We start from the raw sequence: 23899 nt of genomic DNA on the forward strand, positions 1-23899 counted from the left end.
GTGGATTTCTGCAACCAAATTTCATGTTTAGGTAATAAAATGTCAGTGGATGATGAACAAATTTTGGACTCCGTAAGCCCTTGGAGCCCGCTCTCATACTCTCAACAACGTTTGTGGTTATTTCAACAATTGCAACCAATGAGTTTGGCTTACAACCTGGGGGGCTTACTTTGGTTTGAAGGTGAAGAGGTTACCCTCGATAAGCTTCAGCACTCACTTAACGAAATGGTATCGGCGTTTCCTTCGTTACGCAGCCAGTTTGCAGAAGTTGAAGGTAAGGCCGTTCAGCGTGTCCTGCCGCTTCGTCGTATTGAATTTGATACAGTCGATCTGCGCAATGACACCAACTCGATTAAGATCATCAATCAAGATGCTCGTAGACGTTGGCAGCAGCCTTTCAATTTAATGGAAGGTCAGTTAGCACGATGCTGTATTTATCAAGTCACTGAGCATCGTTTTGGAGTGCTACTTTCGACTCACCATATTGTGACTGATGCTTGGTCATTCCAGCTCACGATTAAGATGCTAGTTAACTCAGTGGCAGGCAAAGCGTATCAAACTAGAGAGGTTCAAAGTTACCTCGATTATGCCACAGAGCAAGCCAGTGAAGAAAAGTCAGAACGCTATTCAAAACAGAAGTCATTCTGGCAACAGCTTCAGTTCCTTAATGAAGAATCTGTTTCGATATCAAACCTAAACGCGCAATCGCAAGATACCTATGGGGCTAGACATGAGCTTGTTGAATTACCAAGTGACATAGACGAATCAATAAAGCAGTTAGGTAAAGAATTAGGTGTAACCAAGTTTGAGATCTTTGCGTCTGCGATGATGCTCACGTTGCGCCAGTACTCGTCTAATGTGCATCCATCGATTTGTGTCCCTGCGTTAAACCGTAATGCAAAAAACCGTAGAACTGTCGGGCTTTATGTGAATAGTACGGTGATGGGTTATCGAATTGATGCAGAAATGACGCTGTCTCAGTTAGTCAGCCAAACACGTGACTCAATGAAAGCATCTCTCGCGTTTGAAAGTACACCGTTAGAAGCGCTCGTCGGCGATTTACCGTTACCCACAACGGCTCTGAATTTTAGAAACCACGGTGACAAACTATCAATTAACACCAATGGAGTGTCTGCACAATTTGAAGAGTTTCCAGTATTGGAAACCCCGTTTGAGTTAGTGTTGGATGTGATCAACAAGAGCAGTGCGCCACTTAGGTTTGTTTACGGGAAAGAGAAGTTCACTCGCCCTTTTATTACTAAATTTATCGAGAGCTTTAAGGTGAATCTTGAGGCTATCGTGCAGTCACCATATACAGCTGTGGCGTCAGTGAATGCGATTTCTAGCAAGGATATGCGTTTAATCGACCAGTATGGTTCGGGCGAGCATGAATGGCATTACCGACCGTTTACAGATTTGGTTACTGAACAGGCGAAGAGTAGTCCAGACAGCATCGCGTTGAAACACCAAGACGAATCGATGAGCTATTTAGAGTTGGAAACTCGCTCTAATCAGTTGGCTCACTCCATTTTGTCTAAGCGCGTAACGTCACAATCACCTATTGGTGTGATGATGGAACGTGGTGTCGATATGATCGTGTCGATGATTGCCGTGCTCAAATCAGGTTCGCCATTCTTACCACTAGACCCTGATTATCCAACAGAAAGATTGAGTTTCATGCTTGAAGATAGTGGGGCTGAACTGTTATTAACGCATCCTAAATCTCAAGACCGATGTTCTGACATTCTTGAATCTAGTGACGGTGTCACTCCGTTCTGTGTTGAGAGGGCAGCGCTTGCAGACTTTCCATCTGATAACTCTTTTACACAACCGTTGGCTGAAGAACTGGCCTACATAATCTATACCTCTGGTTCAACGGGAAAACCCAAAGGGGTCACCATTTCGCATGAAGGTTTGAGTATGCATGTTCAAACCATTGGCCAGCGATATGGAATGACGGCACAAGATATTGAATTACATTTCGCTTCAATCAGCTTTGATGGTGCCGTTGAGCGCTGGACTGTTCCATTGGCATTCGGTTCACGCTTAGTTATTCGCGACCAAGAGTTGTGGACCGCAGAACAGACATGCGAAGCGTTACAGAAAGAAAAAATCACCATTGCTTGTTTTCCACCTAGCTACATTGGCCCATTGCTTGATTGGGTCGAACAAACCAAACCATCACTCTCTCTACGTTCTATCACCTTAGGCGGTGAAGCCTTTACTCGCGAGACTTTTGACCGTATTCAGGCAGTGTTGGCCCCCCCTAGAATCATTAATGGTTACGGGCCAACAGAAACGGTGATTACACCGATGATCTGGGAAGCGTATACCAATGACACTATGAATAGTGCTTATGCACCAATTGGAACTCGAGTTGGTGATAGGAAATTGTACGTATTGGATTCTGAGTTAAGTCCAGTACCTCTGGGTAGCAGCGGTGAGTTATATATAGGTTCTGAAGTCGGTTTAGCGCAAGGCTATTTGAGACAACCTAATCTAACCGCAGAGCGTTTTCTGCCTGATCCATTCTTAGCTAACGGCGAAAGAATGTACCGAACGGGTGACTTAGTTCGGTGGCGTGATGATGGCGTTATGGAGTATCTAGGTCGTGTCGATCAACAGGTTAAGATCCGTGGTTTCCGCGTTGAGCTAGGAGAAATTGAATCTCAGTTACAAACCCTGTCCGGCGCTGAATTCTGTTCTGTGGTCGCTCACGAATCGCAAACAGGTAAAAAACTTGTTGGTTATGTGCAGTTAAGGGACACATCATCACTCGATGATAAAAATATTCAAGAAACGCGTTGGCTAGATGAGTTAGCAAAGGCGCTTCCAGATTACATGGTACCTGTTTGCATTATTGTGCAAGATGAAATGCCACTGACGCCAGCCGGGAAAGTAGATAGAAAGCAGTTGCTTGCCCCTGACTGGTCAGAAAATCTGAGTAACCAAGGAACGCTTGAAACCAAACGTCAGCAAATACTTGCCACGGTATGGTGTGAATTGTTGAAGTTAGAGGGCGTTGGGGCTGATAGTCACTTTTTCGCTCTAGGTGGCGATTCGATTATGGCTCTTCAACTTGTAGGGAAGCTTCGCCAACAAGGTTTCATGCTATCGCCTAAACAAGTTTTCGATTTTCCAAAGCTTCAAGACATGGCGGAGCTCTTAGAAGAGAGTCAACGGGTTCTAGCCGATCAAAGTAAGCTACAAGGTCGTGTTGCATTGTTACCTATCCAGCAACGGTTTATTGAACAATTTGAGTTGAGTCGATGTAATCAATATATTCAGTTTACATGGCGTCACGCTCTTAATATTGAGCGTTTAAGTCATGCGTTAAACCAACTTGCTGATCATCATGATGCGCTTAGACTTAATTTCTCAAACTCGTTGAGCCATAACGCTTCGTTTGGAGTCACTGCTGAGTATCAAGAAGAGGCTCGGTTTGCGATTCACCCATTCGATGACGAAATAAACATCGAGCAGGTGCAATCAAGCATCGACCTTGAAAAGGCTATTACCGGCGCGGTTGGTATACGCAATTTGAAAGGCTCAACAGAAGGCAGTGAAGTTCTTATAGCGATTCATCACTTGGTGGTTGATGCGTTGTCATGGCCAATGATTATTGAAGACCTTAGTAAGCTTTATGAAGCGTTACCAGAAAACGATGAAGCTACCAATACGCTTTCACCAAAGACCCACAATCAAGGGAATTGGGTAAATAACTTAAATACTCTGCTAATAACCGAGCAACGACAAGCTTATTGGCTCGATCAAATGCAAGCACCTATCTATTCTACAGAGCGTGCTCTGCCGATCTCGACACAGTGGTTGACGCCACTGTCTAAAATAGAGTCGTTGACCAAAGCTGGGCAGAGCTTTGCCCGACTCACACAAGAACAAGTGGTCTTTATTGTCTGTGCGTTAACAGTCAGCACGCAGAACCAAGGTCAGGCGCTAACCATTCATCGTGAGTCTCATGGTCGTTTTACTGACAATATGGGCTTAGATCTAAGTCGTACCATCGGTTGGTACACCTCTCTTTATCCACAAGCTATACCAGAACTCGGAACGTTAATGGAGTGGGTCAAGTCTCTAAAAGATAGCTTCGATAGCGACCACGTAGGCGGTATCACTTTCCACGCGGGAGTGGCGCAAAACTTATGGCCAAATGTTGGCAATATGGATGTATTGTTCAACTACCTTGGCAATGCTACACAGCAAACAAATGGAAAAGTCGATATAACGGGCTCGGGGCTATGGCGAGATAAATCCAACGTTGCAGACGCTGCTGTTGTTATCAATGCTTCCGTTGTTAATGATCATTTGCAGTGGGATGTCGAGTTCGACAGTGGTTGCTTCAATGAAACTGAAATTGAGGTGTTACACGCGGCACTTAACAACTCTATTGAACGCTTACACGATCTGTTTATTGAAGTGGATCCTATCTTAACGAAAACCGATGCGCCTTTGGTGGAATTGACCCAATCTCAGTTGAATCAATTGTGTCAAGGGATAAAGCAACCAGAGTCGCTACCAAATACGATCCTACCATTATCTACCTTGCAGCAGGGGCTGTATTTCCACGCAAAACTCTCAGATAGTGACAGTACCTATGTAAACCAAATTACGTTGCCGTTAAATCACGTTGAACTGCCGAGAATGATTGAAGCTTGGCAAGGTGTAATGCAACGACATCAAATGTTGCGTTCGACATTGTTCTCGTTGGATGGCAACGCGTATTTAGCTGAATGGCAACAACTGGATCTGAGTTACGCTGTGTTAGATGTGCGTCTACGCAGCCAATTCGATATGGCTGAATATAAACAACAAATCATTGAACAAGGCTTCCAGCTTGAGCAGCGTTTAGAACGCTCGCAGGTCAACCCCTTATGGCGTGTTGACTTCGTGCAAACGGAAGATCATCAAATTCAATGCGTATTTACGATTCATCATATCTTAATGGATGGATGGAGCACTGGGGTGCTGCTCAGTGACCTGTTTGCTATTTATCAAAGACGCACGATTACACCGGTTAAAGGTCAGTTTTCAGATTACCTCGCTTGGGCGTGTCAACAAGATCACCAGCAGTCGAACGCATACTGGCAACGTTACTTGCAAAATATGGAATCTCCAACGCGTTTGGTGGAGTCTGTCGGCAGTTCGGATTCTCTGGAGTCTAAATATAATCGATTCAATGATGATTACTCACAAGAGACTGTCGGTGAATGGTTGCCAAAACTCAGCGCAGCGGGTGTGACGTTGAATACCTTGACGCAAGCGGCGTGGTTGCTGACATTACACCGATTCACGGGGCAACAGACACCTGTGTTTGGTAATACCGTAGCGGGGCGACCAACGGATCTAGCACACAGTGATTCTATGGTTGGTCTATTTATTAATACGCTGCCAATCGCACACCAAGTCGACCTTTCCAAATCAGTTTCGCAATGGCTGTTGGATATTCAAAACTCATCAAGTGAACAGCGTGAGTTCAGCTATTCATCTCTGTCTGATATCCAAGCGCAAACAGGTTGGACTGGCGATAACTTATTTGACACCTTGGTCGTATTTGAAAATTACCCACTGGACGAGGCGCTTCTTAAAAGTAATCGCGAAGGGGAACTGAGCATCGGGGAACCTGAAAGCTACGAGTTTACCCACTACCCACTGACGTTGGCGATTCTGCCGAGCGAATCACTTCGTATCGTTTTTGCCTACGATGAAAGCAAATTCTCTCAACAGCAAATTGAAACGCTGTGTGCTACAAATCGACATTACTTAAATAAGTTGGTTGAGCACCTATCGAAAGAGTTAGGTTCTATCCCTGTGTTAGCGAAAGGTCAGCTTAATGAATTGGCGAAGTTCGACCGTGTATCAGAACCTTGGACGTTTGAACCTTTTACCGATTTAGTTTCTAAGCAGATGTTATTGCGTCCTGATAATGTGGCATTGGTTTCTAATGTTGAGCATGAACTTGGTGTTCATAAAGCGTCGCTAACGTTTAAGCAGTTGGTTGAACAAAGTGATGCCGTCGCTGCTCGATTGATTAGCGAAGGTATAACACGTGACGATATCGTCGGCGTGTTATTTGAACGTGATTGCAACATGTTGGTTACGATGATGGGGGTAATGAAAGCAGGAGGGGCATTCTTACCTTTGGATCCGGCTTATCCGCAAGAGCGTCTTGAGTTCATGGTTAAAGATAGTCGAGCACGGATACTGGTGCACGATGCACTTAGCGGGGTCCTAGCAAATGAGATTTGTAATCAAGCCAAGGCTGTAAGCTTCAACGCGTTGGATCTCAACGCCAAGTTAATCGATAAGCCTGCGATTTTATCTGATCAGCTGGCGTATATGATTTACACATCTGGTTCTACAGGTAAGCCCAAAGGCGTGTGTGTATCACAGCAAGGTTTGAGCATGCATGTTCAGACTATTGGTCAACGTTACGGAATGACGCCTGACGACGTCGAGCTTCATTTTGCTTCGATCAGCTTTGATGGTGCGATAGAGCGCTGGACTGTGCCGTTGGCATTTGGTTCTCGCCTCGTGATTCGAGACCAATCGCTATGGAGTGCTCAACAAACGTGTGATGTATTGGCACGGGAGCGAGTGACCATCGCATGTTTCCCTCCGAGTTACGTGCTCCCATTGCTAGAGTGGATTGAAGGAACTCAACCAGAGTTATCGGTTCGTTCATGGACATTAGGAGGTGAAGCCTTTACTCGAGATACTTATTTCAAACTGCAACAAGTATTGAAACCGCAAAGAATAATCAATGGTTACGGCCCGACCGAAACCGTTGTAACGCCAATGATTTGGGAAGCGTATCTCGATACTGGCTTAGACAGTGCGTATGCCCCGATAGGTAAAGCTGTCGGCTGTAGAACCTTGTATGTATTGGATAGCGCGCTGAATAGGTTACCAGCAGGCGTTGCGGGTGAACTCTATGTTGGCGAAGAGGTAGGGTTAGCGAGAGGTTACTTTGAGCGACCTGACCTAACTTCAGAGCGTTTCTTACCAGATCCATTCGCGAGTAACGGGGAGCGAATGTATCGAACTGGCGATGTTGTGAAATGGCGCTCAGATGGTGTGATGGAGTACCTCGGGCGTAGTGATGAACAAGTTAAGATTCGTGGCTTCCGTGTAGAGCTTGGTGAAATTGAATCTAGACTTCAGAAGTTAACTGACTCAGAACTGTGTGCGGTTGTCGCTTGTGATAGCCCGAGTGGCAAACAGCTTGTCGCGTATCTACAGAGTGATAGTTCACTATCAATGTCAGATATGCGAAGTGATCTAGCAAAAGATCTTCCAGAATACATGGTCCCAAGCCAATTCATAAAGTTAGATAAAATACCACTTACTCCTGCGAGTAAAGTTGATAAGAAACGTTTACCCGCTCCGGATTGGTTAGCAACTAATAAAAGTGACTACATCGAACCAGTTGGCAAGATAGAGCAAGCGTTAGCTAAGCAATGGTGCGCGCTGTTTGAAAAAGACCAAATAGGCAGAGAGGACGATTTCTTTGCTTTAGGTGGTCAATCACTATTAGCGACTCAGTTAGTTGGCAGATTAAAGCAGCAAGACAGCATCAGGTTATCGCTACAAGCGGTGTTCGATACGCCTGTACTCAAAGATCTTGCGTCTCAATGTATCTCTGAACTTTCTTCGTCGTCGGCTCATGGAACGCAAGACCTCGCTGTTTTCGCTCGAGCTCCTCGATTACCGAATATGCCTACGTCAGCGGTACAGCAGCGGCTATGGTTTGTTCAACAACTACTACCAACCAGTGCTGCTTATCACATGCCACTGGGCTTGAAGTTTACTGGGCGTGTTAACGTTGCGGTACTTAAACAAGCTATTAATACCTTGGTTTCTCGCCACGAAATATTGAGAACCAATTTTGCGCAGGTCGACGGAGAATTGATGCAACAGGTGCGTCCTGAGCGTTACATTGAACTTGGCATCCATGAAGCTGCTGTTAATGATCAAGATCGCTTGTCTCATTACAAAGATTTAATAGCCAAACCGTTCAACTTCGCTGATGGGGCGCTTATTCGATTTGATTGGATGCCGCAAACTTCTGACCTCGATGAGTTTTGTAAGCTAGGCGAGCAAGACGAGAAGGCTGAATTGCTTATTGTAGTGCACCATATTATCTCTGATGGTATCTCTATGCAGTTGCTCCTAAAGGAGTTGTCGGGCTGTTATCAATCGCTAGTTGATCCAACTTATAAAGGAAGCGAAACGCCAAGCGAGCTCCAATATATCGATTACGCACAGTGGCAAAAACAGTGGCTTGAATCAGAAGATACAAGTAGGCAAAAAGGCTGGTGGTTAGATGCGTTGAAATACGATATTGAACCATTAGTGCTACACAGCGATGTACCAAGAGAGCAAACCGAAACGAGCGGCAACCGTCTTCATTTTGAACTGTCTTGCGAGCAGATTGCGAGTATCAGCCAACTGGCAAAATCGCACAGCACTACGCCATTCAATGTGATGCTGACATTGTGGCATTTGTTGATGCACAAGTATTCTGGCCAAGAGCAAATACGCGTCGGTGTGCCAGTCGCAGGGCGGACTCAAGCAGAAACACAAGTGATGCAGGGTTGTTTTATCAATAGCTTGGTGATCCCCGCACAATTTAGCGAATCACAAACGTTTTCTGATTTGCTAATGCAAGTGAAGTCCTTCAGCGAAAAAGCATTGGAAAGACAAGACTTCCCATTTGAAATGTTGGTCGAGTCATTGGGTATCAAAGGTAATTTACAGTATCACCCCGTGTTCCAAACCAGTTTCAACTTCCAACGTTTTGATGAGAACGCGATTTTCGATTGGAATGATATTGATGTCGAGCCCTTTGACCCCGGCGTAGTGAATGCTCAGCTCGAAATTGGGTTAGATATTCAGCAAATGTCGGAACATAAATGGCTTGGATTCATAAGCTATGCCTCACCTATATTTACCACAGACTTTGCTCAGGCACTTCTTGATCATTGGCAACTTCTTCTCGAGAAGGTTTCGCGAGATAATCGTTGCTCAATCAACCAGCTTCACTTAACAGACAACACCGCGAAGCAACAATGCATTGCGTTTAACAACACTGAACTTGAGTGGGGCAGTTTAGTGACGCCGTCACAAAGGATTCAACAACAAGCTCAGACTGCACCTGACTCGATAGCGCTATCAATGCAAGATCAGGCCCTGACTTATCAAGAGTTTGACCTGCGTGTAAATCAAATGGCGAATTGGCTACGTGGAAAAGGAGTGAACTCTGAAACACGTGTCGGTTTAGGTCTTGAACGTTCATTCGATTTAGTGATTGGATTGCATGCTATCACTCGTGCTGGTGGCGCATACGTGCCATTAGATCCGAGTTATCCAGAGGATCGACTGCAGTATATTTTGCGATCAGCTAATATCGACTTGTTATTGACTGACTCCAATTCAATGCACTTGTGGCCAGAGACTGAGGGTTGTGAGTATATTGATTTGACTAAGCTTGATGTGTCCAACCAACCATTCCAAGCACCTCACGTCGATTGGCAGCCTGATCAGGCGTTGTATGTGATATTTACTTCTGGATCTACAGGTTTGCCGAAAGGCGTGGTGAATACTCAAGTTGCGTTGCAAAACCGTTTGAATTGGATGCAACAAGAATATGCGCTGAACGAGTCCGATTGTGTACTCCAGAAAACGCCTTTTAGTTTTGATGTCTCGGTATGGGAGTTCTTCTGGCCATTAATGACAGGAGCTCGCCTTGCTATTGCTCCTCCTGAAGCACACCGCCAGCCTCGTCTACTTTCTGAGGTTCTCCAAAAAGAGAAAGTGACAACCATTCACTTTGTTCCTTCGATGCTGAATGCCTTTTCAATAGAAACGACGATATCTGAATGTACTTCGCTAAGACGCATTATCTGTAGTGGTGAGGCGCTTCCTGCGGATCTTGTAGAACAAGTACTGAGTCATGCGCCTGTTGAGCTACATAACCTTTACGGGCCAACAGAGGCTGCGATCGACGTAACGTACTGGCCTTGTGAATTACCTGTATCGAAGCGAATCCCTATCGGCTATGCAATCAGCAATACGCAACTACATGTTCTGGATGATAACTGGAACCCAGTGCCTGTTGGTGTGCCTGGCGAGTTGTATTTAGCTGGTGTCGGTTTAGCGCGTGAGTATTTGTCACGACCTGACCTGACTGCAGACCGTTTCGTGCCTAACCCGTTCGGAGGTCCGGGCTCTCGCATGTATCGGACGGGCGACCAAGTCGTTCAATATGCAGACGGACGTTTAGAGTATCTCGGTCGCTTGGATAACCAAGTGAAAATCCGTGGCTTGAGGATTGAGCTAGAAGAAATTGAGAATGTGATTAACCAGCTCGATTGGGTTGAAGAGTCGGCGGTTGTTGCGTTTAAACATCAAACGGGTGACCAACTCATTGGTTATGTCGTCGACCCTATGTGGAATGAGCTCAAGCAAGACAACGAACTCAAGTTAGAAATAGTAAAACAACATCTGTCGGAACAACTGCCCGATTATATGGTGCCAACTATATTGCTAGGTTTGAGTGAAATGCCGCTTTCTCCAAACGGTAAACGAGACAGAAAGGCACTGCCTGCGCCTGAGTGGCAATCAATTGAGTATCGCGCTCCGGAAACGGAGTTGGAACGTTGGTTCGCTGCAAATTGGGCCGAAGTTTTAGAAATATCCCAAGTAGGCTTGGACGACAACTTCTTTGCCTTAGGTGGCCACTCTTTATTGGCGACTCGCGTAGTCGCAAAAGCGCACCAAGAGTTGGGGCTAGAAGTGGCTCTAAAAGATTTTTTCGAAGCCAAGAGCCTACAAGCTTTATCAGACAGCTTACAAGCTCAATATCAAACACAAAACCAACATGAACAAGACGAATTCGATGCCATGGCAGCATTGATGGACGAATTGGAGCTGCTATGAGTGATTTAAACGAGTTAAACCAACCAACATCTGCAGTCCAAGCAGAGGCGACTGCGAAATCGAATGTTGTTAGCAAGAAGAACGATACCGAGAAACAAAGTGCGAACAGTGCAGGAAAAATTGATAAGCATGCGTTAGCAAAACGGTTTCTTCAATTAGGTAAGCCGGAGCAGGTCAAGTTCATCGAGCTACTGAGGAATAAAGGATTAGATTTTGAAAAGCTACCGATTGTGTCCGTCGGTGCTGAACAGAAAGTGGGGCTCTCTCCAGCGCAGCAGCGACTGTGGGATATTTATTGTTTAGATAAAGGAAACAGTGCCTACCATATGTCAGGTACGTTCGATGTTAAAGGCAAGTTAGACACAACACAGCTAGGTAACTTAGTAAATAAAGTATTGGATCGGCATGAGGTATTAAGAACGCGTTTTGTTCATGAGTCCGACAGTGCCGTAGTTCAGTTTGTCGACCGATCGGCAGTCATGTTTCCGGTGATTGTAGATGCTCAAGGTTGGAGTCAACAGCAAATTCAAGATACACAGCGAGATTTTATAGGAAACGCATTTGATCTCGAAACTGAACTGCCGATTCGGATGCTATGCTTGAAGCTCAACAATGGTTCATGGAAGTTGCAGCTCGTAATGCATCATATCGTATCAGATGGATGGTCGATTGGCGTGTTCGTGAGTGAGCTTGTTTCACTCTATCAGCAAGGTGATTTGCCGAAATTACCGATTCAGTATCGTGATTACTCCCAGTGGCAAACGGCTTTGCTTGACGCTGGTAAAGGTGCTCACCACATTGATTATTGGAAGCGAGAACTAAAAGATTCTAACTCGGAGCTATTATTCCCTTGGTGTTGCGAAATCGCACCAAATCAAAGGCGTGCTGCCGATTCGATCAGCTATGAGCTGAGTAAAACTCAATCTAACAAGATCAACCAAGTGGCTCGCCAATTATCGGTAACGAATTCGAGTTTGTGGTTAGGCGTTTGGCAAGCGGCTTTAGCCACGGTGACACATCGCTCTGACATATCAGTCGGCGTCCCTATGGCAAATAGAACCCGACACGAAGTGTCGAACCTGATTGGCTTCTTTGTTAATACCATGGTGATTCAACAAACTATTTCACCTAAATGTTCGATCGCGAAAGCAATTGCAGGTGCTCATGACAAAGTACTCGAAGCACAAGAACATCAACTGCTGCCATTTGATCAGCTTGTCACGGCATTGTCCGATGAGCATAAGTTGATAGAAAGAAAGGCTGGGCAGACGCCGTTGTTTCAAGTGTTGTTTAATCATCAAAGCACTTTGTCTGGGGATATCCACTTAGATAACGAACTGATTTTGTCTGCTCAAGACCAAAAGGGAGAGTTCGCACTATTCGACGTTGCATTAGATGTACGTGAAAGCCAGAGCAAAACACGTGTCGTATTAACTTATTCGAAAGACCGAATAGACGAAGACAAGATGGCCGAATTGAATGCAGTTCTTGAAAACCTAATACGAGACTTAGACGTTAATTTAGGTTGTAGCCTGGCTCAGATGAAGCATTTATCACCGCATGATGAAGCTGTCCTTAGAAATCTATCGCAACCAGAAGGCAATTGGCATTTTCAGTCAATTATCGAGTTACTGGAAAATCAAGCACGAGTAAGGCCCGATGCGATTGCCTTAAAGCATCAAGATCAACAGCTTACTTTTGCAGGGTTAGCGCATTCATCATCCGATCTTGCATCCAAACTCAAAGCTCAAGGTGTAAGACGTGACCAAGCGGTTGGTGTGCTCTTTGAGAGAGGGGTACAGATGATCGTTGCAATGGTAGCGGTCATGAAAGCGGGTGGGGCGTTCTTGCCGTTAGATCCTGATTATCCAACCGAGCGCTTGGCTTACATGATACAGGACTCTCAAGCTCGCTTTGTGGTTACACAGCATAGGTTGGGATCTCGTTGGCATAGCATTCAATCAACATTTAAGGCTTCATTATCACAACCGAATCCTCTGTTTTATGGGGTAGGGGAGAGTGTTGATGAGTGTGAGCTACGATCTTCAAACGGAGAGTTGTTGCTTGTGAGATCAAAAAAGCAACAACGTGAAGAGGAACAAACAACAGCAGCAAAACTTCATCCTGAACAATTGGCCTATATTATCTATACATCGGGTTCGACAGGGAAACCAAAAGGAGTCGCGGTTAATCATGTTGGATTATCGATGCATGTTCAAACCATTGGTCATCAGTATGGCATGACGCCAGAGGACATAGAGCTGCATTTCGCATCGATTAGCTTTGATGGCGCCGTTGAACGTTGGGCGGTACCTTTGGCATTTGGCAGTAAGTTGGTTATTCGAGATCAGGAATTATGGAGCGCTGAACAAACTTGCGATGTGCTCAGCAAAGAAAAAGTCACGATTGCGTGCTTCCCGCCGAGCTATGTTGGCCCATTATTGGATTGGATTGATTATCAAAAGCCTCCCCTCAGTGTCAGATCTTGGACACTAGGAGGTGAAGCATTTACCGCAGAAACCTATCAGCGTTTGCAAAAGGTTGTTAACCCGCCACGCATAATTAATGGTTATGGACCGACAGAAACCGTTGTTACCCCAATGATTTGGCGAGCATATCCACAAGATAAATTAACCAGTGCGTACGCTCCGATTGGGCAACCTGTCGGTGAGCGTCGCTTGTACGTCTTAGATGCTCAATTGAATAAAGTCGCGTTTGGCAAAGTCGGCGAATTGTACATTGGCGCCGAGGTCGGGTTGGCTAGAGGCTATCTCGATCAACCAGACCTAACGTCCGAACGTTTTCTACCAGACCCGTTTCGCGAACATGTAGGTGAGCGAATGTATCGTACAGGGGACTTGGTGCGGTGGAACGATGATGGAGTGATGGAATACATAGGTCGGGTAGATCAGCAGATCAAGATTCGAGGCTTTCGTGTCGAGTTGGGAGAAATAGAAAGTCGACTTCAATCTATATCAAAAGTTGAACACTGTGTCGTCGCACTTCAAGAGGTTGGGGCACAGAAGCAATTGTTTGGTTACCTCCAAAGCAGTGAGCCTGAACGATTCGATCTTGATGACATTCTCGACCAATTATCCACAGTGCTGCCAGATTACATGGTACCAAGCCAATTATTAGTATTGGAAAAGCTTCCGCTCACGCCTGCAGGAAAAGTTGATAGAGCGTCTCTCCCTTTTCTTGGAAGTAAATTCGAATCTGAAGCAACGTTTGTTACACCTGAAACGGAACAAGAAGCCTTGTTGGTGGACACATGGCAGCAACTTCTTGGTGCTGAGCAGGTGAGTTGCTCCGATAACTTTTTCGCATTGGGCGGTGATTCCATCCTTTGTTTGCAAATGGTCAGCAAAGTCCGTGTTACGGGTTACAACTTAACACCACAACAAGTGTTTGAAGCCAAGACATTACGTGATTTGGCGAGTGTGCTTAGCATTCATAAAACAGCCAAAGAGCGTGAGCTTAGTGATTTACCTTTTGAATTAATGCCGATACAGGCGCATTTCTTTGCCCAAGAGTTTCCAGAGCCAAATCATTGGAACCAACATATTTGCGTTGAGCTTAAACAAGATATGGAAATTGGTTACTTAGAGTCGGCTATTCAAGCCTTGGTGAAACAGCATCCAAGCCTCAGGCTGTCATTCAGCCAGGAATCAGGTAAATGGAAGCAGCAATTTCAACTTTACCAAAAACGTCAATATCTTTGGGTCAGTAACGTCGATTCTGAACAGGCTTTTTCAGCGTTCACGCAAGAAATCCAACAAAGCATGGATATTAGTTCTGGACGCTTGATTCAAGCGGGCATTGCCAAATTTTCCGACGCGCCTAACCGCTTGATGATCGCAATCCACCACCTGGCTGTAGATGGTGTGTCTTGGAGAATTCTATTAGATGATCTATGGAAAGCTTATCAGCAGTTAGTCGCGGGCCAAGATATAGATTTGATGCCGAACTCAAGTTCGTTAGATGAAGCGGTCAATGCTGTTGAGAGGTGGTCATCGAGCGAAAAAGGTAAATTGATGCGGGAGGCTTGGCATTTTTTGTCGGAAATAACCGACGACTTGGGGAGTACTGAACTAGGCCTCAAGTTGCCTCTTTACCGAGATAAGCAAAGTCAAAAAACCGAGTTATCTAATGATCTCACTCAAGCATTATTGCGAATCTCAGGCTCGGAGTTGGGTGCTAATATCCAAAGCGCTTTGATAACTGCGCTTGTATCAGCCTTAGCAAGTGAAGAGCATCCGAATGTACCTATCTATCTTGAGGGGCATGGACGCGAACCATCTGTTTTTGCAAATACCGACCTATCGCGAATGGTTGGGTGGACGACTAGCTTGTATCCAATTATTGGGCAATATCATCCAGACATTATTAGTATGGTTGATAAAACACATGATGCTCTCGAACGTATTAAGGAAGATGGTGGTATTGGTTACGGACTGAGGTACCTAGAACAACGAGAACAAGGAACACTGGAGGAGCAAAGCATGGTCGCTACCTTTAACTATCTTGGTCAGTATTCTAGTCACGGATTCGCGCAGTGGTGTTCACCGATAGAAGAAGGTAGCTCACCTCAATCCGAATTAAACCAGATGTTGACCCCACTTGTTGTCAACGCCCAAATTGTATCAGGCAAGTTGAGCCTTGCGTGGGAGTATGCGACTACGCATTACTCGCACCAAAAGATAGAAGAAATCGCTACACGATATGTAGAGTGTTTAACTGAGTTTGTGTCTGTGATGCGAATCGTTAAAGAGAAACCAACGGTCAAGCCGGACAAACGACTTATCGAAAAACTTAACACTACATCTAATGAGCATGAGCCCGTTTTTTGTATTCATCCGGTTACTGGGCGTGTTACTGGTTATCAACGCTTGGCGCAATCATTGGAAGGGAAGCGATCAGTTTATGGGATAAAGTCGAAGAGCTTTGTTTTAGATAATGCTTTTGATACCTCACTAACCGATATGGCAGACACCTATTTTCAAACAATCAAGCAGTTACAACCACGTGGTCCATATCGCTTAGTTGGTTGGTCACTCGGTGGTGCACTTACTCAAGAAATCGCGAGTCGCCTCGAGAAAAATGGAGACGAAATTAGGTTTGCCGGCTTGCTAGATTGTTATGTCCCAGGTACAGAAATAGCGAGTGATCAGTGGGATTCCCCATCATCAAAAGCGAAATTATTAGAGCATATTTCCTTGTTGCTAGGGACGGTTACCGTACAGCAAGGGGCACGATGTATAGACTTACTCGATTCAGTATCTCCACCAATGTGGCCAGAGGTATTTAATACATGGCTAGCGGAAAATCACTTTGATCCACATATGGCAGATAACGCGAAACAAATGCTCTACAGCTGGTCTGTAGAACAACATATGCGTTCTTTATGCCGTGGATATCAATTACCAAGCATAAAAACCAAGTTGCATTGTTGGTGGGCAGGGCAACCAAATGGTCGCTCCGACCTGTTATCCAAAGGGTTGAATAAGCTCAACGCGCAGAGATATTCCGTCACTGTGGACACGGATCATTTAGGTATTGTTCAGAACAACACAGTAATCAAAGACTTATACAGACATTTGTATTGTGAATAATTTTATAAATATCCATTACTAAGATGTTTTATTTTGAAAATTACGTGGTACACTTCTCGTTATTATTAATCGCAATGATAACTATTATCGTTATTGTTTGTGTTTTTATTACAATTGGTTCATAGCCGTATTGAAGGAGAAATATATGAATCGGCACTTTATGCGCACCCCAACAGCACTTGCGGTCGCTTTAGTTATATCGTCAGGAATGGTTCAGGCCAACGAAGATGAAACCGTTGTTGTTCTTGGGCAGCAGCTTGAAGACAGCTCAGTAGGTCCAGATTTTAGCTACGTAGGATTAAGTAGTCGCACGGCAACAAAAACCGACGTTGCGATAGGTGAAACACCTCGTGCTATTTCCATTGTGACGCGTGAGCAAATGGACGACAGAGCGTCGATCAGTATTGCCGATGCATTGCAATACACACCGAGTATCCAAGCAAATTACTTCGGTGAAGATAACAAGCAAGATTGGTTTGTGATTCGTGGCTTTAAGCAAGCAAACAGCGGCTTGTATCAAGACGGAACGCGTTTGTACTCATCTGGCTTTTACAGCTGGCAAATCGACCCATTTGGGTTGGAGCGAGTAGAAATTTTACGTGGTCCTGGTTCTGCATTGTACGGCCAAACTCCTCCAGGTGGCGTCATAAATGTCGTGAGCAAGCGCCCTCAATTTGACGGTGGTTCTGGTCAGTTTGCTATTGAATACGGCACTGACGATCGTAAGCAAATTAGCTTAGATGTGAACTCTGAAGTTAACGAAAAAATGGCATTCCGCCTACAAGCGCTTGGTCGCAAAAATGGCAGCCGTGTTGATGGAGTAGAAGCTGAACGTATTTTCATCGCCCCTTCTCTGGCTTATAAATTCACAGACGACACCAAATTAACATTGTTAACCAGTTACCAAAAAGATGATTCCGACCCGTATCTGCAATTTTTGCCAATGGAAGGAACGTTAACATCGAATCCAAACGGGAAAATCAGTGATAGCACTGCGGTAGGCAATACCGATTGGGAAACGTTCGAGCGTGAACAACTGTCAGTAGGCTATGAATTTGAACATCATTTCAATGACAGTACTTACTTCATGCAGAATACGCGTTACAGTAAGATGGACATTAACCTCCGTCAAATGTATTCGCTTGGCTATGCGACAGATTATGGTTTAGGTGTTTATGACCCAACAAACAGCAAGGTTCTACGCGGGGCTTCCACAGAGGAAGGCACGTCTGACGCGTTTAATATAGACAACCGCGTTGTACACACCTTTAAAACTGGCGTTGTAGAACATACTTTGCTAGCTGGTATCGATTATCAAAGTATCGATATTGACAGTAAAGATTATGCTTCAGACCCATTTGTTGCCGATGGTAATAGCTCGATTATTGTTCCAGCTGGAGGGACTTTCGTTTCGATCGCAAACCCATTGTTTGATGTTTTCAACCCGTCCTATAGTAACAATGTCACTTTGCTGGATTCTAACTTTAGTGTTGTTGATGAATCTGACCGCCAAACCACTAAAACTAAAAACAATCAACTAGGCCTGTATTTACAAGACCAAATGATGATTGCGGACAAGTGGGCAGTGCAAATAGGTGTTCGTTACGACGATTCCCAAAATAAGACACATAACACGACAACGGGCGCAAAAACTAAGGTCGACAACGAAGAGTGGACAACTAACTTCGGTGTTGCTTATTTGATGGATAGCGGCTTTACACCTTATGCGAGCTACGCTCAGTCGTTTGACCCAATAATTCAACTTGACGCCAATGGTGACCCTGCGAAGCCAGAACGTGGCGAACAGTACGAACTTGGCTTGAAATACCAACCGCGTAGCTTTGACGGTTACTTCAACATTGCTGCGTTTGAAGTATCGAAAGAAAACTTAGCGCGTCAGGTCGCTGGCCAACTAACGCAAATTGGTGAGGTTCGTAACCGTGGTTTAGAGCTAGAAGCTGTTGCAAACGTGACTGAAGCATTAACCTTGATTGGTAACGTTTCATTCATTGATTCTGAAATAACAGCAGATTCGACAAGCAGTAATGTAGGCAACACGCCATCACAAATTGCTGACCAACTCGCTTCAGCTTGGGCAAATTACCGCTTCCTAAATGGTCCATTAGATGGCTTAACGATTGGTGCGGGTGCTCGTTACGTTGGTGATTCATATGCCGATAATACCGAAACAAACGTTGTTCCTTCATATACATTGTTTGACGCTACGTTAAGCTACCGTATTGAAGATTATAAGTTCCAAGTTGCAGCGAAAAACCTAGCAGATAAAGAGTACGTTGCTACATGTGATTACTACTGTTTCTACGGTGACCGTCGTAACGTGATTGCGAGCGTAACCTATGACTGGTAGCCACCAGCCTGCGAACACTCTGCCCGATGGGCAGAGTGTTTCTTTAACTGAAGGGCTAGATAGATATAGTGTTGAAGTGAGTAGCGGTTCTCTCGAAGTAGTACGAGAAACGGATCATTTTTGGCGACTTACAGAGATGACGGCTACCGAACAAGAAGCTCTCTCAGCGTTTGCGCTTTTGTTTTCCGCTAACTCAGATATTCGAACTATTGAACTCGGACAATTTAAAAGCGAAGTGTTGGATTCTTTGTCCTTTGAAACTGCCGAAGGCTTAAAAGTGCTATGGCGTGAAGCCGTTATGCAAACTCCGGAGTTATGGCTTAAGAATCGAAATCACGCCCTTTACCCACATAAGCAAGTTCTTGACGCTGCAGGGTATCATCCGGCAAGGCCAAAGCCTTTGTATGGGGAGCTATATCGTCGCTACATTCCAGAGCTAAACGCTGTACTTACATTAGAAGGGTTAGACGTTGATAAACATCTAACGTTGTTCAATAAATGGCAGAACACAAAGCGTGTTGCCAATTTCTGGGAACAGACTGGTTCGTTAGAAGAGCACAAGTTTTATTTAGAAGAATCCTGCAAAAACCATAAAAATCAACTGCTAATTGTATGTTTAGACAACCAGCCTTTTGCTTATATCGAAGTGTATTGGACAAAAGAAGATCGTATCGCGCCTTACTATGCAGCTGGCGACTACGATCGTGGGATACATATGTTGGTAGGCGAAGAGTCTCACCGCGGAGCACATAAAGTTGCTGCTTGGTTGCCTTCTGTTTGTCACTTCATCTATCTATCGGATCCTCGCACAGAAAAGATTGTTAGCGAGCCAAGAGCCGATAACAACAAAATGATTGGGTATCTACAAAAATACGGCTTTGCCAAAGTTAAAGAATTTGAATTTCCGCATAAGCGTGCGGCTTTAATGTGTCAGTTAAAAGACAGCTTTTTCAGTAACGAGTTCTAATCGAGAGCAGTTTGTACTGAAACAAGGAGTCGGAATAGGGCGCTTGTTTGCGCCTGCAAAATTTTCATGAGGTTATACATGACGAAACAAATTAAGGAATATGATGTTCTCGGAGTGGGCTTTGGTCCTGCTAATTTATCGATAGCTATTGCTTTGGAAGAGCAAGCTAAAGATAAAGGCTTAAGTTATTGCTTCTTGGAGCAAAAGCCTCATTTTGAATGGCACGGTGGTATGTTGTTAGATGGAACAAGAATGCAAATATCTTGTTTGAAAGATCTGGTGACATTACGAAATCCAACCAGTCCTTATTCATTCGTTAATTATTTGCACACCAAAGATAGGCTTAATGCGTTTATCAACTTAGGTAGTATGAACCCTTCTCGTGTTGAGTTTAACGACTATCTGACTTGGGTTGCTAATCAATTTTCAGAACGTGTAAATTACGGCCAGCGAGTCATTGATATTGAAGCGATTGATGAAAATGGTCAAAGCTCAAAAGTAAAAGTTACCTCTACCGATATACACGGCAACCAGACGGTTCGAATCGCTAAGAACCTTATTGTCGGTATGGGCGGGATGCCGAAACTTCCAAAACTGTTTGAAGGCCATGATAACGAACAAATCATCCACTCCTCGAAGTACAAAGCGTGGCGTGAAACCTTTAAGCCAAACTCAGAGCCAAAAATCGCGATCGTGGGTGCTGGGCAAAGTGCTGCTGAAATATTCGTTGATCTCACCAATCGTTATGCTGATGGTGAAGTTCACATGGTTAACCGCCGCTTTGCATTGCACCCGGCTGATGACAGTCCGTTTGTAAACGAGGTGTTTGATCCTGAGTTTACCGATCACATGTATGAAAGCACGCAAGAGCAGCGTGACCACATCCTTTCTCGATTTAGCGCGACTAACTATTCAGTTGTGGATACAGAAGAACTTAACGCCATTTACGAGCTGCTTTATTTGCAAAAAGTAACGGGTGAGGGTAACCATCAACATCTACGTTGTCATGACATCCAAGAAGTTGCTATGAAAGATGACAAAGTAGCGTTGCGTCTGAATGACACGATAAACAAAACACAGTTATGGAAGGAATACGATGCGATCATTCTTGCTACGGGCTATCGTTACGATGAGTTCAACCAAATGCTCAGCTCGATTGAACCCTTGATTGATAGTAAATCGGTAGCGCGTTCATACCAATTAGACATGAAGCCAAGTTGTGAAGTTAAGATCTTCCTGCAGGGGTGTTGTGAATCTTCTCATGGCCTGAGTGATACGCTTCTTTCTGTGTTGGCTGTTCGTTCTCAAGAGATCGTAGATGCGCTTCTCGAAAACTCACAGAACGAGCTAGAAAAAGCTTAGATTCTGTATGTGAACAATGTTGTGGTATTTGTTCGCAGCATATTTGTTTATCACGTGTTTCGAAGCACATATAGCCAAAACGCAAACGCCAATATTATATTGGCGTTTTTGTTCTTAAATATTAATTCAATCCATAGAGTCGCCAGTTGTGTGCTATCCCATTTATCGGCCTAGCTGCCTAGGTTAGAGAATTATGGCTTGCCGCAAATTTGTTAATGTATCGATGAAATTTGTGTTGATATCGCCTTTAAATCAAACAACTAGCTGTTGATTAAAACGATCACTACGATTTATTGCAGCAGTTGTTGAGCACAAAGCCTATATTGACTAGAATGACGCACTTTTTTTATTTACGTACATACAGGTAATGAACATGAGCGATACTAATTCAAGACCAGCTTTACCAGATCATCTTGCAGGTAACCCACGCAGCCCACACCACGTTGCTGAGTGTTTCGAATACCCAATCGGCATTCGTCTAAATGGTAAAGAGCGTACTGATGTTGAAGAATACTGCATCAGCGAAGGTTGGGTTAAGATCCCTTCACCTAAAGCGCTAGATCGCTTTGGTCAACCAATGCTTATTACTCTAAAAGGCACTGTAGAAGCTTTTTACATCGAAGAATAATTGTTGGAGTAACTCGCTAATCCTTGGTGTCACTTGCCAATACTGAGTTACCAAGCGTTATTACTAGAAAAGGCCTAGAAAAATCTAGGCCTTTTTTGTTTTTCTGTGTTTACCATTATTCCAAAACCTTCGCTTACCATGCGATACCTGCACCAATTGAAAACTCCAAGTCTTCACCTTCTGCTTTGTCGAAACCGGCCGTTACCACAAAACCACTGTCCATAATGTAGGTTGCATCTAAGCCGCCAACTTGTTTGGTTGAACTGTCTGAGAACTTGTTCCTATCAAATGTGACATCAGTATGGGTGCGTTTAATGCCGTAGCCCGGTGTTATGTAAAGGTTTTCGGTTATACCAATAGGGACGTGAAACTGGTATTCATTGTCGCGTTGTTTGTATTCATAAGAAGAGGTGTCATCATTGTATGCAGAGCGTGTAAATTCAAAGCCATACCCCAGAGAACCAACACCACGGTATTTGATGTAAGAAGCAGACCAATCACGCCAACCACGTTCAGCAGATAGACCAAATGTAATCGCGGTTTCATCTTGATTTTGCTCATAAGCGTGAACATTGGTAATAGATAACAACAATAAAGCGGTTAGAGCCAATAGAGGAAGGTTTTTGATGGTCATTTGATCACTCGCTTATGTTTACAGAATATTGGCGATCTCGGTATAAACCTAGACAACCATTAAATTGGTCACGTAATTCGAATCATCCTTGAAAGATTGAAGCATTTTACTGAAAGAGCTACGTAGAAATATTGGTAGGAAAAGAAGGGCACTCAAACGTACTGTTTGAATGCCCGGCAGTTCTGTTTTATTAAGAATGATTACTTCAGCGTACGAAGCTTATTTGCCTGTATCTTTGCTCGAACTTTGGTAACGGCTGCTTGCGAAGGTAAGTTATCTTTTACCTTGCTCTTTATCTCTGCTACTGGGATGAAGTTCCATTGGCCGTTGTGATACTTCACCACAAATGTTTCTCTGCTCATCTCCTCACGGAATACCCAAACACCGTCATCGAGACGTTTAAAGTCACCAACTACATTTCCGCTCGTATCTCGCACTGTCCAGAAGGTGTAATCATTGTCGGCATAAGTGATTGAATCTTTTCTGCCTGAGATCATCTTGTCTCCAGAGCTAATCGTGACATAGTTATCACGAATGATGATTTCACCAACACGCTTGTCATCCACATAGATGCTATAGAGGGTTTCTTCTTCACTAGAGCGCTCTTTTACAGCCCCGATGTGCGCTTCATCAGTATCCGTATTAAAAAATGGAATATCACCCAACTCAGGGATATGTACGAAACCCAAATCAGCTTGTGCAATTTTGTCTTTTAGACCGGGTGCATCTACACCATATTCAGGGTCTACGTTCTCATAACCGCCATCGTTATCGGTATCATCTTGCCCGAAACCGGGATCGATATTTTCAAAACCGTAGTCACCATCAAATTCAGGTTGTGTCGGTTCAGATGTACCACCTGATGAACAGCCAGCTAAAACAGTAGCAAGTACAAGAGCGATAAGTGATTTGTTCATGATATTTCCTATCGTTTAATTAATTAGTAAGAAGCTGATGACTGCACACCATACCCAAAATATTGGGCGAACAAATAAAGTTGTTTTGGGCATTGCTGCATCACTTGAGGTTGTACGATACGTAATCACCAGCGTTCAATAAATAAACGGAAGCATAGGTTTGACATCACGATTGGTTATGTATTTAAGATTCAAAAGAAAGCCATAGAATATAAGTGCGATTGTAGGTTGGTGGGATGGTGGAGTTTCTACACCTTGATTTGTTTTTAATGAATAACTTGTTCGATATTTGCTCATTCGAACAAAATGTACCCACTTAATGTTTCCTGAAGTTAGATATACAAAAACGAAAATATGAAGCGCAGTCTAATTAAATGAAACTAATATGCTGTATTTAAAGTTATTTATTGTTAATAGATAGCTATATCACAGAAAATAATCCTGAAGCACATACA

General features: G+C 44.1%; 8 protein-coding genes. 6 read left to right on the forward strand and 2 right to left on the reverse strand.

Annotated elements, in window-relative coordinates; translation table 11 throughout:
• Window positions 1-39: 39 nt before the first annotated feature.
• The 6 genes from ACFI6G_RS02010 to ACFI6G_RS02035 all read left to right on the forward strand — a co-directional run bounded on the left by ACFI6G_RS02010 (window position 40) and on the right by ACFI6G_RS02035 (window position 21893).
• Window positions 40-10956, forward strand: a complete 10917-nt coding sequence (locus tag ACFI6G_RS02010; RefSeq protein ID WP_462710114.1) for an amino acid adenylation domain-containing protein — start codon at window positions 40-42, stop codon at window positions 10954-10956.
• Window positions 10953-16568: a non-ribosomal peptide synthetase gene (locus ACFI6G_RS02015; RefSeq protein ID WP_462710115.1), complete on the forward strand. Its 5616-nt coding sequence runs from the start codon at window positions 10953-10955 to the stop codon at window positions 16566-16568. Before ACFI6G_RS02010 ends, ACFI6G_RS02015 begins: the two co-directional genes overlap by 4 nt.
• Before the next feature lie 160 nt (window positions 16569-16728).
• Window positions 16729-18936 (forward strand): TonB-dependent siderophore receptor, encoded by a 2208-nt coding sequence (locus tag ACFI6G_RS02020; RefSeq protein ID WP_010441111.1) that lies wholly within the window; start codon window positions 16729-16731, stop codon window positions 18934-18936.
• Window positions 18926-19903 carry a GNAT family N-acetyltransferase gene (locus ACFI6G_RS02025; protein WP_010441109.1) on the forward strand — a complete coding sequence of 326 codons (978 nt, stop codon included), beginning with the start codon at window positions 18926-18928 and terminating at the stop codon, window positions 19901-19903. The genes ACFI6G_RS02020 and ACFI6G_RS02025 overlap by 11 nt, the downstream gene beginning before the upstream one ends.
• Before the next feature lie 78 nt (window positions 19904-19981).
• The gene (locus tag ACFI6G_RS02030; RefSeq protein WP_016769245.1) at window positions 19982-21265 is read left to right on the forward strand and encodes a lysine N(6)-hydroxylase/L-ornithine N(5)-oxygenase family protein; all 1284 of its coding nucleotides are present in this window, start codon (window positions 19982-19984) and stop codon (window positions 21263-21265) included.
• Between the two features lie 373 nt (window positions 21266-21638).
• Window positions 21639-21893 (forward strand): DUF3297 family protein, encoded by a 255-nt coding sequence (locus ACFI6G_RS02035; protein ID WP_010441105.1) that lies wholly within the window; start codon window positions 21639-21641, stop codon window positions 21891-21893.
• A gap of 133 nt (window positions 21894-22026) precedes the next feature.
• On the opposite strand, the gene ACFI6G_RS02040 is transcribed toward ACFI6G_RS02035, so the two are convergent.
• Window positions 22027-22527 carry a hypothetical protein gene (locus ACFI6G_RS02040; protein ID WP_016784466.1) on the reverse strand — a complete coding sequence of 167 codons (501 nt, stop codon included), beginning with the start codon at window positions 22525-22527 and terminating at the stop codon, window positions 22027-22029.
• 200 nt (window positions 22528-22727) lie between these two features.
• Window positions 22728-23444: a lipoprotein gene (locus tag ACFI6G_RS02045; protein ID WP_016769247.1), complete on the reverse strand. Its 717-nt coding sequence runs from the start codon at window positions 23442-23444 to the stop codon at window positions 22728-22730.
• Window positions 23445-23899 lie beyond the last annotated feature (455 nt).

The sequence above is a fragment of the Vibrio sp. PSi01 genome (assembly GCF_054960695.1).

Coding starts and splice junctions, on each gene's coding strand:
- ACFI6G_RS02010 (WP_462710114.1), top strand. CDS start 40: ATGTCAGTGGATGATGAACAAATTTTGGACTCCGTAAGCCCTTGGAGC.
- ACFI6G_RS02040 (WP_016784466.1), bottom strand. CDS start 22,527: ATGACCATCAAAAACCTTCCTCTATTGGCTCTAACCGCTTTATTGTTG.
- ACFI6G_RS02025 (WP_010441109.1), top strand. CDS start 18,926: ATGACTGGTAGCCACCAGCCTGCGAACACTCTGCCCGATGGGCAGAGT.
- ACFI6G_RS02020 (WP_010441111.1), top strand. CDS start 16,729: ATGCGCACCCCAACAGCACTTGCGGTCGCTTTAGTTATATCGTCAGGA.
- ACFI6G_RS02030 (WP_016769245.1), top strand. CDS start 19,982: ATGACGAAACAAATTAAGGAATATGATGTTCTCGGAGTGGGCTTTGGT.
- ACFI6G_RS02035 (WP_010441105.1), top strand. CDS start 21,639: ATGAGCGATACTAATTCAAGACCAGCTTTACCAGATCATCTTGCAGGT.
- ACFI6G_RS02015 (WP_462710115.1), top strand. CDS start 10,953: ATGAGTGATTTAAACGAGTTAAACCAACCAACATCTGCAGTCCAAGCA.
- ACFI6G_RS02045 (WP_016769247.1), bottom strand. CDS start 23,444: ATGAACAAATCACTTATCGCTCTTGTACTTGCTACTGTTTTAGCTGGC.